The following is a 15595-nucleotide window of genomic DNA, read 5'->3' as shown; positions in this document are numbered from 1 at the left end:
ATTCCATGCCTCGCTTTGTTTTAGGAGTGGTTGGAGAGACCTAAACATATAAAAAAGTTCCAGTGCTCTTGAGTGGGCGGTAACCTGCCTCATAGAAGAGGCGCAGAAGAGGATTTATAAAAATGGCAACGCAACTTTTGATGCCCAAAGCAACAGCTGTTTGGTTGGTTGATAATACAGCTCTTTCTTTTGATCAGATTGCAGAATTTTGTAAATTGCATGTCTTGGAAGTAAAAGCTATTGCCGATGGTGATGCGGCTTATGGTATTAAAGGTTTAGATCCGATTAGTTCTGGGCAATTGACGCGCAGTGAAATTGCACGGGTGGAGGCTGATCAAAACGCACGATTGAAAATTTCTCAATCTAGGGTGCATATTCCTGAAAAAAAACGTAAAGGGGCGCGCTATATCCCTCTTTCTCGACGCCAAGATCGTCCCAATGGTATCCTATGGTTGGTTACAAACCATCCCGAGTTGAAAGATGCACAAATTGCACGGTTGATTGGGACAACAAAAGCGACAATTGAACAAATCCGCCTTAGAACCCATTGGAATAGTGCAAATTTGGTTCCTCTTGATCCTGTAGGGCTTGGTTTGTGTTCGCAAATCGATTTAGATTTTGAGCTCCAGCGTGCGGCGAAAAATCGCCCTGTTGCTGCAGAAGAAGATAGGTCGTTGCTTCCCGCTTCTGTGACGGAAAACGCTGCTCTAGAGGAAAATGAGAGTGAAGACAATCTGCATAAGACTTTTGACGCTGATAAAGTTTTTGCAAAGCTGAACGCGCTGCAAAAAAATCGTCAAGATCAAGATCAAGATGATGCATAAAAAGCCATGACGCATAAGGGAAACGTTTCTTATGGAAATGTTAGAGGAATGGCCAAAGAGAAGAAAAATTGGCAGAGACTTAAAAGTAAAAATGAGGACGAAAAAAAACAGAAAAAATTTCGTCTTCATTAGGAATTAACGGTTATTCTTAAAAATATTTTTAAGAATTGACCCTTCTTTACCAAATTCAAGGAGAAACGGACTATGCGCTCTACCAAAAAAACCATCTCTCATTCCTTAGCTATCCTCTTTCTTTTCTCACTATGCTTGGGTGGGTGTGGCAAAAAAAATGTTGGTGCACTTAACGGTATGAATGGCGCTTATATGAATGATGCTGGTTTGAATCAGATGTCACCAGGTTCAGGACAAGAATTTACGGTTAATGTGGGTGATCGCGTGTTTTTTGGTCTCGATTCTTCTTCACTTGATGCTGATGCTGAACGTATTTTAACGCGCCAAGCAGAATGGTTGCTTCATTATCCTTATTATTCTATTATGATCGAAGGTCATGCTGATGAGAGGGGAACACGTGAATATAACTTGGCACTTGGACAGCGCCGTGCTGTTGCTGTGCGAAACTATTTGGTGTCTCTAGGTGTGTCTGCACAACGGATTCAAACAATTTCTTACGGAAAAGAAAGACCTGTAGCAGTATGTGATGATATTTCCTGTTGGAATCAAAATCGACGTGCTGTGACAACGTTGAATGACATGAATAGTCATTAAAAAGAAGATTGTTTGTTTCAACTATTTAATAAGCTCTTAAGGGGAAAAAAGAATGTATCGTAAAATCAATTGGAAAACACTCTTTTATATGGGGGTTTTCATAGCTTGTTCTACTTCACTTGTTCAAAGTGCGGCACGAAAGGCTTCCGAATATCCTGCACATGATACGGATAAAGTTGATGCAGTTGATAAGGCAACTGATGACGTGAAGAAAGCACCTGAAGCAGCCGATAAAGCAGCATCTGATGCGGCGGAAAAAGCCACTGACGCTGTTGATAAGGCAACTGATGATGTGAAGAAAGCACCTGAAGCAGCTGATAAAGCAGCATCTGATGTGATAGAAAAAGCCACTGACGCTGTTAATAAGGCTGTCGATGATGTGAAGAAAGCACCTGAAGCAGCTGATAAAGCAGCATCTGATGTGATAGAAAAAGCCACTGACGCTGTTAATAAGGCTGTTGATGATGTGAAGAAAGCACCTGAAGCAGCTGATAAAGCAGCATCTGATGTGATAGAAAAAGCCACTGACGCTGTTAATAAGGCTGTCGATGATGTGAAGAAAGCACCTGAAGCAGCTGATAAAGCAGCATCTGATGTGATAGAAAAAGCCACTGACGCTGTTAATAAGGCTGTTGATGATGTGAAGAAAGCACCTGAAGCAGCTGATAAAGCAGCATCTGATGTGATAGAAAAAGCCACTGACGCTGTTAATAAGGCTGTCGATGATGTGAAGAAAGCACCTGAAGCAGCTGATAAAGCAGCATCTGATGTGATAGAAAAAGCCACTGATGCTGTTAATAAGGCTGTTGATGATGTGAAGAAAGCACCTGAAGCAGCCGATAAAGCAGCATCTAGCGCGGCGGAAAAAGCCACTGATGCTGTTAATAAGGCTGTCGATGATGTGAAGAAAGCACCTGAAGCAGCCGATAAAGCAGCATCTAGCGCGGTGGAAAAAGCCACTGACGCTGTTGATAAGGCAATCGATGCTGTAAAAGAAGCGCCTGAAGCAGCCGATAAAGCAGCATCTAGCGCGGCGGAAAAAGCCACTGACGTTGTTGATAAGGCTGTTGATGCTGTTAAAGAAGCACCTGAAGCAGCTGATAAAGCAGCATCTAGCTCGGTGGAAAAAGCCACTGACGCTGTTAATAAGGCTGTTGATGCTGTAAAAGAAGCACCTGAAGCAGCTGATAAAGCAGCATCTGATGTGATAGAAAAAGCCACTGACGCTGTTAATAAGGCTGTCGATGCTGTAAAAGAAGCTCCTGAAGCAGCCGATAAAGCAGCATCTAGCGCGATGGAAAAAGCCACTAGTTTTGCGGAGCACCAAGGGATTATTTTAGAGAATCAACAGGCTTTATTTAAAGATTATGATTTAGATAAGCTTTTGCATAAGATACGAATGGTGCTTGAGCATAACAGTCTAAAAAATGTTAACAAGCAGTTTCACGAGCTTTTTGATACAGAAGCCTCTTCTGTTTATTCTTGTTCTTTTGAAAAGTCTGCTGTAGATGAAAAATCTCAGACTGTAAAAGAAGAGATGGAGCAGGACCATAGTACAGGTGATCAGACAAAGGTTGCTGCTGTGGAAGCTAAGGTGGAGAGCCATGATCATGAAAACAGTCAACCTTTTAACAAAGCGCATGAAGTAAGTGCTCCAATTGAAGCACATCAGAGTGACAATCTTTCTTCTTCTAAAGCTTTGTATAAGGAAGGGTATGATTTTATTCGTTCTGCTAACTATGTTGATGCTGAAAAAAGCTTTTGCGCTTTTCAAAATCGTTACAAAAAAGATTCTTTGAGTGATGATGCTTTATTTTGGTTGGCCGAATCTTTGTTGGGGCAAAAACGCTATCATGAAGCAGCACAAGTTTATCTTACCGCATGGTATGCAGATAAAAAGAAGCTCTATACCTCTGAGATTTTGCTGAAATTAGCAAGAAGTATGGTCGCTCTTGAGCCAAATAAAGACGATTGTGCTCATTTTGTGAAAAAATCAAAACGTCAACAAACATTAGCATCTGTTTTTTGTAAACCTGCAAAATAAACAGCGAGGTCGTTTTCGGTGTGCGTTAGACTGGCAAGAAATCTCTTTAAAACATCGGATTTTATTCAATGTCAGAAGTTGATTCTTGCCGTCTCAGGGGGAAGCGATTCTTTGGCTTTGATGTTTTTGGTCAAAGAGCATTTGGAAACTCTCGCATTTCCTCCAGAAATGATTGTTGTCACGGTTGATCATCAATTGCGTAAAGAATCGATGCATGAAGCAGAAACTGTTGCGAAAATTTGTCGTGTCCATGATATTCAACATATCACTGTGCGATGGGAAGGCGAAAAGCCAAAGACGCATATTGCTTCCAGCGCGCGTGTTGCACGCTATGATCTCTTGGTTAAAGAAGCACAAAAACAAGGCGCATCACTTATTATGACGGGGCATACATTCAATGATCAGGTTGAGACCTATCATATGCGGTATCAACGTCTCCAAAAGAATAGAGGTGCTTTATATAGTGAAGCTGTTGCTATGCGCGATGAGGTTTATGCCAGTGGTTTTGCTGGTGCTTTGCGCGGTGAAGCCGAGGGTATACGTGATGAGGATCATACCAGAAAAACGAGAAAAAATATTGCCGAAAAAAACTATGGTCCCCTTTATGAGCGCGGTTTATCCTGTATTCCGCGTGAGGCGTTGTTGCATAGAAAAGTGCGTTTGATTCGGCCACTCCTTGGTGTAAAACGCCAAACATTACGGAATTATTTACGCTTACAAGGACAAACATGGATTGATGATCCAACCAATGAAGATCGCAATTTTGAACGTGTGCGCGTGCGTCAATCTCTTTCTCCACAAAAATTGGCTTATATTGCTCAAAAAATAAATGAAGCCGCATTGCAGCGTCGTCAACAAGCCAAAAATATTGCTGATTTGATCTTAGCGCTGGATATTACTGTCCAACATGGGCGTTGTTTCATAGCAAAGCCTGCGCTATTTTTACAGAAACATTCCAGTTTTCCTTTCGTGGTGGGGCTCTTTGCTGTGCTGATGGGAGGGGGATTTTATTTGCTCCCCAATCAGAAATTAAGCATGCTTGTTCAAAAACTCTGTCTCGATTCTCCAGAAAAGAAGCGTTTTACTTATGCGGGTTCTGTTATTGAATATAACAAGCACGGAATTTCTTTGTGGCGTGAAGGGCGAAATATGAAAGAGGCTATCGTTGAGCCAGATAAAACTTTTATATGGGATGGGCGCTATCATATCACAAATCATGGATATGAGGCTATAAAGGTTGGAGCCGCAAATTTAGAACAGCTGAAATTTTTATTAAAAAATAGCGATTTTGAGCTTGAAAAGCCTCATTTTCCCTCTTTACAATCGCTGCTGATGATCTCAAATCATAAAGGGTATGATATTCCAGAGTTGATTTCTCAAGCAGTTGTTCATAAACATGTTATCGTCAAGCGGATTATGGCACCTTTCGATTGGCTTTCCTCACGAGAAGATGCTGCCTTGGTGAATGTTGTGGAACCTTTTTTTAATATTGAGGTGAAAAGATAAAGGAAAATTACTCTAAAAGAAAATAAACAGCTTCTCATCCCTTGGCAAGGGGCTGACAAGGTTATATGTTAAGGGGAACTGTTTGAAATCTATATTTGATTAAGTGGGCTGAATATGAATTCCAATTACCGCTCTCTCCTTATTTGGGGAGTTATTGCCTTGATTTTGATTGTGTCGTTTTCTCTCTTTAATGGAGATAGCCAACGTTCTGGTGGTGGAGAAGTCTCCTATTCTGAATTTTTGCAAAAAGTTGAGAATAATGAGTTGAAATCTGTGACCATTCAAGGTCAAAAATTAACAGGGAAAACCATTGAACATAGAGCTATTTCAACCTATGCTCCTCGCGATCCAGGTTTGATACAAAAGTTGGAAAGCAAAAACGTCAATGTTAAAGCTATTCCTGAAAGCTCTGGAAATAGCATTTTCCTCAATCTCCTCTTTTCCTTATTACCTGTTATTATTATCGTGGGGGCGTGGGTCTTTTTTATGCGGCAAATGCAAAATGGATCACGTGGTGCAATGGGATTTGGGAAATCGAAAGCAAGATTGCTTAATGAAGCGCAAGGACGTATTACCTTTAAAGATGTTGCTGGCGTTGAAGAAGCAAAGCAAGATCTTCAAGAAATTGTTGAATTTTTACGCGAACCACAAAAATTTCAACGCTTAGGGGGGCGTATCCCACGCGGTGTTTTGCTTGTTGGTCCTCCAGGAACCGGTAAAACTTTGCTAGCACGTTCTGTGGCAGGTGAAGCCAATGTGCCATTCTTTACCATTTCAGGGTCTGATTTTGTTGAAATGTTTGTTGGTGTTGGGGCAAGCCGTGTGCGCGATATGTTCGAACAGGCTAAAAAAAATGCACCTTGTATTATCTTTATCGATGAAATTGATGCTGTTGGACGCCATCGGGGGGCTGGTCTTGGCGGTGGAAACGATGAACGTGAACAGACCTTAAACCAGTTGCTTGTCGAAATGGATGGATTTGAGCCCAATGAAAGTATTATTCTTATTGCCGCAACAAACCGTCCTGATGTCCTTGATCCTGCTTTATTGAGACCAGGGCGTTTTGATCGGCAAGTTGTTGTGCCAAACCCTGATGTTTCTGGGCGTGAGCAAATCTTGAAAGTGCATGTGCGCAACGTGCCTTTAGCGCCTAACGTTGATTTGAAAATTTTGGCAAGGGGAACACCAGGATTTTCCGGTGCGGACCTGATGAATCTGGTCAATGAAGCTGCTCTTATGGCTGCGAGCCGTAATAAAAGAGTTGTCACGATGCAAGAATTCGAAGATGCCAAAGATAAGGTGATGATGGGGGCTGAACGTCGTTCAACCGCTATGACACAAGAGGAAAAAGAACTCACTGCTTATCACGAAGCAGGACATGCTATTGTGGCTCTTAATGTGCCGGTTGCTGATCCTGTCCACAAAGCAACAATCGTTCCAAGGGGAAGAGCATTGGGAATGGTGATGCAATTGCCTGAAGGCGATCGCTATTCTATGAGTTATCGGTGGATGATTTCTCGTTTGGCTATTATGATGGGTGGACGTGTGGCTGAAGAATTAAAGTTTGGAAAGGAAAATATCACCTCCGGTGCTTCTTCTGATATTGAGCAAGCAACGAAATTAGCACGTGCAATGATCACACGGTGGGGATTTTCTGATCTGCTTGGAAATGTAGCTTATGGCGATAACCAAGATGAAGTCTTTTTGGGTCATTCTGTTGCGCGAACACAAAATGTCTCTGAAGAAACAGCACGCATGATTGATATGGAAGTGCGTAAGCTTATTGATGATGCCTATAAAAATGCGACAAACATTTTGAAAACAAAAAGAAAAGAATGGTTTGCTTTGGCACAAGGTTTGTTGGAATATGAGACTTTAACGGGAGCTGAAATTAACGAAGTTATTGCAGGAAAGCCTCCTTCACGCACACAGAAAGATGAGGGTGCTGCGCCACGGGGGTCTTCTGTTCCAAAAACTGGAAAAATGAAGACAGAGACAACAGTGGTAGATGAAAAAAACGCTGAAGCAGTCTCTAAAACAGCGCCTCATAAAGTAGAGACCGATAAAGGCGAGGCAGACAAAGCAGAGGCAGCTGTTGGAAAAAAAACAGCAAAATCCAGTAATGTTGTGCTTAAGGAGGCTCAGTCTAAAGAAGTGCAATCGGATGAGACTGAGAAAAAAGCACAAAGCACAAAAGGTACTACAAAATCAGTCAACCGCTCTAAAAGTAATGCTGAAAAGAAGTCCAATACTGCGGGAGATGATAAAGAAAAATAAGAATTATTTAATACCGCTTGAGTGACGATGTTTTAGGAAAACTTCTAATTTTTTTGAGAAAGGCGCAAGTTTTGTTTGCGCCTTTCTTGTAATATTTGCAAAAATATGGAAGCAAAAAATTAAGCAAAGCCGTTGTATTATGACGGCTTTAGCATGCTACAAGGCGAGGTGGATTGTTGCTTTTCTAATGTGGTAGGGTTGTGAGGTTAGGCGATAGATTTCCTTGCTGATTTTGTAGGGTATGAGGTTTGGTGCTGGGTTTCTTTACGGATTTAGCAAGTGTGTGAGATTATCCGTTGGTTGTATTAAAGGGGTGTATAGAGCATTTTGAGGAGATAATATTGCTTTTATGTGGAAGGGTGTGAACATAATTGGTTGAGAGTGGTTTAGATGTGTCGTTGGTGAATAGGTTTTTTGATTGTCTAAATGCATGGAGGTTTAGATCAATGATCTGATTTTATATGGGGAGGGGATTATTGTACCAAGGGGGCTTGTTAGGGTTTTAAAAAAAGCCAAGGGAAGAATTATATATTAAAGGAAAGAGGCATGGTGCAAAAATATTTTGGTACAGATGGAATTCGGGGGAAAGCCAATTCATTTCCTATGACACCTGATTTTGCCATGAAGGTGGGAATGGCTGTAGGGGTTTTATTCCGCTCACAACATCAATCTCATCGTGTGGTGATTGGCAAGGATACACGATTATCTGGCTATATGTTGGAAAACGCTTTGGTTTCAGGATTGACTGCTGCGGGGATGGAAGCTTTTTTATTGGGGCCAGTGCCAACACCTGCTGTTGCAATGCTTTGCCGCTCTTTGCGAGCGGATCTTGGGGTGATGATTTCTGCTTCTCATAATCCGTTCTATGATAATGGAATTAAACTTTTTGGTCCTGATGGTTTTAAACTTTCAGATGATATGGAAGCGAAAATTGAACAATTGATCGATACAGATCTTTCAAAGTCTTTAGCAAGTTCTGCTGAAATTGGTTATGCAAAACGGGTTGAGGGGGATATTTATCGTTATATTGAATATGCTAAACGAACTTTGCCGCGTGATGTTCGCTTAGATGCTTTGCGTATTGTTGTGGATTGTGCCAATGGAGCTGCTTATAAAGCTGCGCCCCGTGCCTTATGGGAATTAGGGGCTGAGGTTTTTGCTATTCATGATGAGCCCAATGGAACCAATATTAATCAAAAATGTGGATCAACCGATTTAAGCTCTTTAAAACGAAAAGTGCATGAAGTGCGTGCTGATGTGGGGATTGCTCTTGATGGAGATGGGGATCGTGTTCTCATTGTTGATGAAAAAGCACAAACGGTTGATGGAGATCAGTTGATTGCTGTCATTGCTGAAAATTGGCATAAAATGGGACGATTACGGCGCAATGGTGTTGTCACAACGATTATGTCAAATCTGGGACTGGAGCGTTTCTTGCACAGTAAAGGGTTGCACCTTGTAAGGACAAATGTTGGAGATCGTTATGTTGTCGATGCCATGCGCCAAAAGGGATATAATGTTGGTGGTGAGGCTTCTGGGCATATCGTGCTCAGTGATTTTGGTACAACGGGTGATGGCTTGGTGGCTGCATTGCAGATTTTAGCCTGTATGAAGGAAAGCCAAAGCCCTATGAGCCAATTGTGTAAACGGTTTGAACCTGTACCGCAAATTTTAAAAAATGTAACGATTAAAAATAAAAATGTTTTGAAAAAAAATCCCGTCAAAGCGGCCATTGATCAAGCAGAGAAGCAGTTGGGAAAAGAGGCACGGCTGGTGATCCGCGCTTCTGGAACTGAGCCGGTTATCCGCCTTATGGCTGAAGGCGATGCACGAGAAGCATTGGACACAGTCGTGACAGAGTTGATGGATGTTATTATTCATCATGATGTACGCATGGGTACTGCACTTGAGGAATCTTGAATTTTTTGAGAAAATTATCAGATCATCTTTTGATAAAGGTCTTATTGTAATGCGAGATTTTGGCAATTATGAAGGGTGTGATTATTAACTATGTGAGTGATGTAATAACGGTAATGGATACTCTATCTGCTAATAAATTAAATAAAAAAGAGAAAAGTCCAATTCTAATAACTATAATGCGTATAGTTTTCTCTAGTTCATAAGATATTAAAAAGATGTCTTTTTTTGATTTTCCTTTTTCTTTTGCTTATTCGTAAACCGGTTATTATTTTAACAGAGTTTATAGCAGGGGGAGTTTATTAGTGTTATTCATTCTTTTTGCTGGATATACAGCGGGGGCAGCGCCTTATGAACATCAAACAGCAATGGTCATTGGTTATATCGTCGTTATGTTTCTAAGTGCAGCTGCCAATTGGGGATATGATGCGCTCCTATTACGTTTAGCGCCTTCTAATTATGAACTTATACTTTTCCAATAATGAGTAGAATAATGAGAGAGAGATGAGAATGAGCAATTTTTTCACGATAGTTCTAATGTTTATAAAGTAAAAAAACCGTGTGGTATAAAAATTATGAACGTTTTTTGTATCTTGGAGGGGTACACTCTATATTCATTTATGATTTTAGGATTTAAACATAAAAGAATTGAAGCTTTTTACTAATACTGGCACGACTGAAGGGATTAGAACCGCCCATGCGCAAAAATTAAAGCGTATTCTAAGTGTTCTTGAAGGTGCTATATCGCCAAATGATTTAAGTTATGCGTCCTTTTGATTACATTTGCTAAAAAGTGATTTCAAGGATTATTAGTCAATTACTGTAAATGGAAATTGTTACTGTAAATGGAAAATGTCGCGTAATATTTTGCTTTGATAGCATAGATGTCAAAATGGTCGATTATCTAGACTATCATCAAAAAGGAGGTCTAAACAATGATGAAGAATCCTTCACATCTCGGTGAGTTATTGTGTGAAGATGTGATCAAAGAGCTTGGTTTATCCGTGAATGAAGCAGCAGAGTGGCTTGGTATATCTCGTGGAGCACTTTCTAGAGTTTTAAATGGAAAAGCTGCTATGAGTGCTAATCTTGCTATTAGGCTTGAAATGTCTGGTGTAAGCACAGCACGTGCTTGGCTTGCTATGCAAACAAATTATGATTTATCAAAAGCAATTTTTTAACAATAGTCTCATGATAAAGATTGCATAAAAGAGCTTCAAATGGTTGTTAAATTTTTGCAACAGAGACATGTGGAAGAGCAAAATAACGCGATAGCGCGGATAAAGGCAAAAGATGTGACACGGTAAGATAAGGCAATAAAATCTTGTTTCTATAGTCTGCTTGGCTATAATAAATGTAAGCAAAGGAGGGTTTTATATGTTGAGTGAAGAGGAAATTAAGCTGCGTCGCTTTTATGCTGAAAATGCATTGGCAAGCCAACGTTTAGAGGGATTAGAGCCAGATCCAAAAGTCGTTGAGCAAATGGAACGTGTTATTATTGGAGAGCTTGAAACAAGTGATATCCTCAAAGATTATATGGAGAGGGTAAAACGTGGTGAAGTATAAGGGGAGCGGTGATCCTTATACTGATCCTGAAACTGGTGTGATGTATAATCGGCTTGGTATTAAAGATGAAGCCACACTGCAACGTGTCGAATCTACGATTTCTTATGTAAAATCTTTCGAATTTGTACATACTCCTATTCGTGGTAAGTTTGATCTGAATTACATGAAAGAGATCCATAGAAGACTGTTTGGTGACATATATGAATGGGCGGGACAAGTTCGTTTAGTGGATATTGCCAAAGGCAATAGTATGTTTGCTAGTTATAATCAGATTGAAAGTTATGCACCGAAGATTACAAAAAAGCTTGCAAAAGAACAGTATTTGCATGGTCTTGGCGCTTATGACTTTAGCCAAAGGGCTGGGTATTACATGGGTGAGTTGAATGCGTTGCATCCGTTTCGAGAGGGGAATGGGCGCACTCAGCGCGAATTTATGGTGCAACTTGCTTGTGAAGCTGGTTATCATATCAACTGGAATGGTATTGAGCGACAAGAAATGACACGTGCGTCAATTGAAGCACACTTTGGTAATTCAGAATATCTGTCTGCACTCATCTATAAGAACCTTACCAAGTTTACAGAAAATAAAAGGGATGATGTTTCTCAAGGTATTGGCAAAAATATTGCTTTTTGCGTTGATCTTAATAAAGAGTGCTTAGAACAACAAAAAGAAAAGATTGAAACCCTTTGGGATAGAGAAAAGATAAGTTTTGCTAAACGTCAAAAAGAAGAACTTGAGGTTGAACAATCGCAAAAAGAGTTGAATGTTGTTGCAAAAGCAACGGAAAAAGCCCCATACCTTGCGGCTTATACGGATAACTCTAATTTAGAACAGAAGGTGCTAAGCGCTCTTAGAAATAAAAAATCTTATGTTAATATGTTTAAGGAGTTAAACAGTCGTTTAGCATCTATTTATAAAGATCCACAAGAGGCTGCGCTTAGGATTGAGCAAACGATTTTAGCAGGTAAAGGCGATAAACTCTCTGATATTTTGGATAGGGCACCTGATAGAGCGGGCGAACTGCGTGGATCAGATCGTTTTATCGATAAATTGAAGGCTACAGGAAAAGAACGAAAAGAAGCGCTTTATCATGTTCCTCTTGCACTTTCTTCTATTAAAATGCTTCAATCCTTTTATGAGAATTCTTATGAGACGCTGATGGTTAGTGTTACACGGGAGCATGAGCGATTGAAAGTTGAAGTCCCCTCACTTTCACAAGAAGCAGTGACTTTTATGAAAAATGTTGAAGCTGGTCGTGATAGTTATTCAAAGATACCAGAGCATGTTGGTGAAGAATTTTTAAAGCTGCAAAGTGCTTTAGATAAACGTTTTGGACATGATGCCATTCATAAATATGGTTTTGATTTATCAAAAGTGATCCCCAAAGAACAGTCTCATGATAAAGATTGCATAAAAGAGCTTCAAATGGTTGTTAAATTTTTGCAGCAGAGACAACAGGAGAAAATCAACGCAATAGCGCGTGCAAGATCAATAGATATGATACGGTAAGGGCAAGGATAAAGCCTTATGCTGTATAAGCCCTATTAAGCCATACGGTAAAAGAGAGGTAATCAAAGGAGGTGTTTAATATGGGTGTGACAAAAGATATTGTACGTGCCTGCATAGATAGGGCGTTAAAAAAATCCGGTGAAATATTAGCAAGTTTAGGACTTACGGTGTCTGATTTCATACGAATTTCTTTAGCTAAAGTTGTTGATGAAAGAAGATTGCCGTTTGATATGTCTATTTCTAATGCGAAAACGCTTAAAACTTTTGAGAAAAGTGATAGAGGATAAGATGTATACTTTGCGAAAGATATGAATGATTTGTTTTGTAATTTAGGTATTTATTGTTTCAGATCATTCACTCAAATCAATTTAAGAACGACCTTAAAATAGTTGCTAAGCGTGGAAAAGATTTAAGAAAAATCAAAAAGTAATGCTGTTATTTCAAAAAAGAGAGCCGTTACCTTTGCGTTATAGAGATCACTCACTTAGAGCAGGTTGGCGTGGTTTTCGGAATATACACATCGAGCCAGATTGGCTTTTAGTTTATAAAATTAGTGGTAATCAATTACGATTTGAGCGTACAGGGCGCATTCGGATTTATTTAGTTAGATTGTTTTTTTAAAAGGCATCACGGCGTTTGAAAGGGTCGTAATAGATTTCTGTTACACGAAATTTCCCTTCGAGACGTTTACATTGGATGATGACATCTATCATCGAGATTAATAAGCCGCGGATATCATCGCGTGCTAAATTACCACCACCGTCACTTTCTTTGACTAAAAGGGTCATTTGTTCAAAGGCTGCAAGTGCTGTTGAGGCGTGGACGGTGGTAATGGAGCCTGGGTGACCAGAGTTGACATTACGGATATAGTAAAAGGCTGTACCATCACGCAGCTCTTGTAGAAGGATTCTGTCGGGGCGCATGCGTAAGCCTGATTCAAGCAGTTCTTTTGCGCCTGCTTTTGCTAAGCCTTGGTTATCTTTTGAATAAAAGAGTTGGACTTTGTTGGCGTGCGGAACGACAAGTTCTGGCGTGTCTTCAATGGTGAGAATTCGTTCATAGTCAGGGATTTTTGCAATTAAAGCTTTGGAGAGGGTTGTTTTCCCTGAACCGGTTTTTCCAGATATTAAGATATTTTGTTGTGTAATAACGGCTCTTTCTAAAAAGGTGCAAAAATCTTTAGCGATAAAGAGATCTGTTAGCTCTTTTTCTGTATCAGAGAGTTCGGATAACCGTTCAGTCATTTGTTGCGTGGGTGTGAAACTGGTGTTTTGGGCAACAGAAAAAAGATTGTTTTCATGTAAACTTTCAAGAGAAAAAGTGCGTGATGAAGGTTTACGAATGGTCATGCTAATGGTATTGGCTGCAACAGCTGGAGGCATAACAATTTGTATGCGTTCGTTGTTTGGTAGTGTTGCGGAGAGAACGGGGGTTTCTACACTGATTTTCTGAGTTGTATAGGCAGCAACAACTTTAGCAATTCCTTCTAGTTCGCCGTAGGTTAGTTCTTTTAAGATGTGGGTTTGCCAACCATCTGGACCCTCAACGATTACTTCGCCGGGGCGATTGATGACAATTTCAAATAAATTCTCATTATTGAGGAAGTCATCTAAGATTTTTAATTTTGTTAAAACGATAGAGGCTCGTTCTGCATTTTTGGCTGATGGCATAATGTGACTTTATTGGCTTAATGAAAAAAGGAATAGCTAGGAGTAGAGCGGTTTCTTTTGCTTTTTACGACGAGTTTATAGACAGATGAAAAATCGAGATCTCTTGCTACAAAGATGTTGACGAGTTCGCCTTGAAATTTTTCTAGAGTAGGAGGGATGTTGATTTGATTTTCAAGGGCAATGGTGGCAGTATCTTTTCCAATGTTGTCTGCGCCTTCAAAACCACCACCCGCAGAGTTGTTTGCACCTGCTTTATTGGATTTTTTTTGCATTCTATTGGTGAGGTTTGTTGTGACACCATCAATAACGGTGAGTAAAAGGGAAGAGCCAAAGCGTTCCCACCAATGGGTGTTGATGTTGCCATCAAAACCAGCTCTGCCTAAAGTGTCGGTTGCTGGTGAGGCAAGGGGAATGATGACACCGGTTGGGGTTTTGGCTCTTGTCCAGAGCACAAAGAGGCGAGATTGACCTTGTTTTATCCCACCGCGGTATTCTCCAATGACTTGGGTTCCTTTATCAAGCAAAACAACGCGCCCATTGTCAGAGAGGATATCACGGTTGATTATGCAGCTTGCAAAGCCTGGTTGGTCGCTGTTTAATGCCGTTTCTAAGATACAGGGGATAGAGGTTCCCATGGCGATGATAAAGTTTCTATTGCCGATGAGTTTTGCTTTTGTTTCTTCTGTTGTGGTGGGTTTTAAAAGGGTTGCAAAATTTTGTGTGTTTTGAAGGGCAGGAGAATTTTGCGCATTCGCGAGATTTTCAAGGGCATGGAATTTGTCAAGGGGGTTTAGAGCAGTGTTGACGATGTCTTTTAATTCAGATTTAGAGCCTTTGGCAAAAGCGAGAACAGGGGCACGTCTTGCGGCATCAAGTAGTGGGTCATCTTTTTTGGGCTCTGGTGCGAGTGGTTGTGGGGGTGGTAAGGTTATTGGCGCTATGTTGGCACGCGGGTCAGAGGGGGCGAGCTCTAAAGGCGCGAGGGTGTTGTGAAAGCTTTGTTCTTGTTTTTTATGAGCTTTTGCGGTGTTTTTTTGTTCTGTGGGGGTGGATAAGATGTTCCAGAGCACATAGCCGCAGATTCCTATACAGGCAATTGCGACAACTATTTTTTTGCCGGCGGTTTTGGCGCTATTGTTTTTGCCATCCCCAATAGATCCGCGATCTTCGATGATTGGTTTATCACTCATAAGTTGTCCCCTTCAATTCCCGCTTATTTAAAGATCTGATGCAACTTTACGTTCAACAGATGGTGAGGTTGTTCCGGTATTTGGATTTGTGCCTTTTGGTTGATAGGCTTCGTTAAAGACGCATAGGACGTTTCTTCCCTTTCTTAGGGTGAAGCGCGCGCTAATGGCATGGACAATCACCATGTTGCCTCTTGTGGTTTTGGGAACCAGCGATTCTGTACCGTCATTGTTGACGATGTAAATGGCAGGGATTTCTTGGTTGTCTGGAAATGTAAATGTTGTGGTTTTGCCATTGTCGTAAACGGAGGAGGGTTCGAGTACGCTTGAGCCTTGAGCGGTGTAAGCCCAATTGCGTGGTCCGTAGG

At 40.7% G+C, this 15595-nt stretch carries 15 protein-coding genes; 12 read left to right on the top strand and 3 right to left on the bottom strand.

The window, feature by feature from the left end:
• Positions 1-122 precede the first annotated feature (122 nt).
• The 12 genes from PVV63_RS02310 to PVV63_RS02255 all read left to right on the top strand — a co-directional run bounded on the left by PVV63_RS02310 (position 123) and on the right by PVV63_RS02255 (position 12991).
• Positions 123-824: a DUF1013 domain-containing protein gene (locus PVV63_RS02310; RefSeq protein ID WP_273790461.1), complete on the top strand. Its 702-nt coding sequence runs from the start codon at positions 123-125 to the stop codon at positions 822-824.
• A gap of 204 nt (positions 825-1028) precedes the next feature.
• Positions 1029-1550 (top strand): peptidoglycan-associated lipoprotein Pal, encoded by a 522-nt coding sequence (pal, locus tag PVV63_RS02305; protein ID WP_273790460.1) that lies wholly within the window; start codon positions 1029-1031, stop codon positions 1548-1550.
• Positions 1551-1602: 52 nt separating this feature from the next.
• The gene (locus PVV63_RS02300; protein ID WP_273790459.1) at positions 1603-3594 is read left to right on the top strand and encodes a tol-pal system protein; all 1992 of its coding nucleotides are present in this window, start codon (positions 1603-1605) and stop codon (positions 3592-3594) included.
• Between the two features lie 18 nt (positions 3595-3612).
• On the top strand, positions 3613-5100 hold the full coding sequence (gene tilS / locus PVV63_RS02295; protein WP_273790458.1) for a tRNA lysidine(34) synthetase TilS: 1488 nt from the start codon (positions 3613-3615) through the stop codon (positions 5098-5100).
• Positions 5101-5214: 114 nt separating this feature from the next.
• Entirely contained in the window at positions 5215-7377 is a 2163-nt protein-coding gene (gene ftsH, locus PVV63_RS02290) for an ATP-dependent zinc metalloprotease FtsH (protein WP_273790457.1), read from the top strand.
• A 546-nt stretch (positions 7378-7923) separates the two neighbouring features.
• On the top strand, positions 7924-9297 hold the full coding sequence (gene glmM / locus PVV63_RS02285) for a phosphoglucosamine mutase (protein WP_273790456.1): 1374 nt from the start codon (positions 7924-7926) through the stop codon (positions 9295-9297).
• Positions 9298-9599: 302 nt separating this feature from the next.
• The gene (locus tag PVV63_RS02280) at positions 9600-9776 is read left to right on the top strand and encodes a hypothetical protein (RefSeq protein ID WP_273790455.1); all 177 of its coding nucleotides are present in this window, start codon (positions 9600-9602) and stop codon (positions 9774-9776) included.
• A gap of 453 nt (positions 9777-10229) precedes the next feature.
• Positions 10230-10475 (top strand): HigA family addiction module antitoxin, encoded by a 246-nt coding sequence (locus PVV63_RS02275; protein ID WP_273790454.1) that lies wholly within the window; start codon positions 10230-10232, stop codon positions 10473-10475.
• Between the two features lie 196 nt (positions 10476-10671).
• Complete coding sequence (locus PVV63_RS02270; RefSeq protein ID WP_273790453.1) at positions 10672-10860, top strand: antitoxin VbhA family protein; 189 nt, start codon at positions 10672-10674, stop codon at positions 10858-10860.
• Positions 10847-12370: a type II toxin-antitoxin system protein adenylyltransferase VbhT gene (gene vbhT, locus PVV63_RS02265; RefSeq protein ID WP_273790452.1), complete on the top strand. Its 1524-nt coding sequence runs from the start codon at positions 10847-10849 to the stop codon at positions 12368-12370. The genes PVV63_RS02270 and vbhT overlap by 14 nt, the downstream gene beginning before the upstream one ends.
• An 80-nt stretch (positions 12371-12450) precedes the next feature.
• Positions 12451-12657, top strand: a complete 207-nt coding sequence (locus tag PVV63_RS02260) for a type II toxin-antitoxin system RelB/DinJ family antitoxin (RefSeq protein ID WP_273790451.1) — start codon at positions 12451-12453, stop codon at positions 12655-12657.
• A 142-nt stretch (positions 12658-12799) separates the two neighbouring features.
• Positions 12800-12991 carry a type II toxin-antitoxin system YafQ family toxin gene (locus tag PVV63_RS02255; protein WP_273790450.1) on the top strand — a complete coding sequence of 64 codons (192 nt, stop codon included), beginning with the start codon at positions 12800-12802 and terminating at the stop codon, positions 12989-12991.
• On the opposite strand, the gene virB11 is transcribed toward PVV63_RS02255, so the two are convergent.
• From virB11 to PVV63_RS02240, 3 genes are all read right to left on the bottom strand, one after another.
• Positions 12988-14040: a P-type DNA transfer ATPase VirB11 gene (virB11, locus tag PVV63_RS02250; RefSeq protein ID WP_273790449.1), complete on the bottom strand. Its 1053-nt coding sequence runs from the start codon at positions 14038-14040 to the stop codon at positions 12988-12990. The two genes, PVV63_RS02255 and virB11, sit on opposite strands and share 4 nt — an antisense overlap.
• Positions 14041-14057: 17 nt before the next feature.
• On the bottom strand, positions 14058-15230 hold the full coding sequence (gene virB10, locus PVV63_RS02245; protein WP_273790448.1) for a type IV secretion system protein VirB10: 1173 nt from the start codon (positions 15228-15230) through the stop codon (positions 14058-14060).
• Positions 15231-15257: 27 nt separating this feature from the next.
• The coding region (locus tag PVV63_RS02240) for a TrbG/VirB9 family P-type conjugative transfer protein (protein ID WP_273790447.1) at positions 15258-15595 on the bottom strand (338 nt) is incomplete at its 5' end.

Origin of the sequence: Bartonella sp. CM31XJBT (assembly GCF_028618555.1) — a bacterium.
Classification (GTDB): domain Bacteria; phylum Pseudomonadota; class Alphaproteobacteria; order Rhizobiales; family Rhizobiaceae; genus Bartonella.
This window is presented reverse-complemented; position numbering and strand designations above follow the sequence as displayed.

Bases quoted from the DNA above. Each gene is read 5' to 3' on its own strand.
- PVV63_RS02310 (WP_273790461.1), top strand. From the start codon at position 123: ATGGCAACGCAACTTTTGATGCCCAAAGCAACAGCTGTTTGGTTGGTT.
- pal (WP_273790460.1), top strand. From the start codon at position 1,029: ATGCGCTCTACCAAAAAAACCATCTCTCATTCCTTAGCTATCCTCTTT.
- PVV63_RS02300 (WP_273790459.1), top strand. From the start codon at position 1,603: ATGTATCGTAAAATCAATTGGAAAACACTCTTTTATATGGGGGTTTTC.
- ftsH (WP_273790457.1), top strand. From the start codon at position 5,215: ATGAATTCCAATTACCGCTCTCTCCTTATTTGGGGAGTTATTGCCTTG.
- glmM (WP_273790456.1), top strand. From the start codon at position 7,924: ATGGTGCAAAAATATTTTGGTACAGATGGAATTCGGGGGAAAGCCAAT.
- PVV63_RS02275 (WP_273790454.1), top strand. From the start codon at position 10,230: ATGATGAAGAATCCTTCACATCTCGGTGAGTTATTGTGTGAAGATGTG.
- PVV63_RS02270 (WP_273790453.1), top strand. From the start codon at position 10,672: ATGTTGAGTGAAGAGGAAATTAAGCTGCGTCGCTTTTATGCTGAAAAT.
- PVV63_RS02260 (WP_273790451.1), top strand. From the start codon at position 12,451: ATGGGTGTGACAAAAGATATTGTACGTGCCTGCATAGATAGGGCGTTA.
- PVV63_RS02255 (WP_273790450.1), top strand. From the start codon at position 12,800: ATGCTGTTATTTCAAAAAAGAGAGCCGTTACCTTTGCGTTATAGAGAT.
- virB11 (WP_273790449.1), bottom strand. From the start codon at position 14,040: ATGCCATCAGCCAAAAATGCAGAACGAGCCTCTATCGTTTTAACAAAA.
- virB10 (WP_273790448.1), bottom strand. From the start codon at position 15,230: ATGAGTGATAAACCAATCATCGAAGATCGCGGATCTATTGGGGATGGC.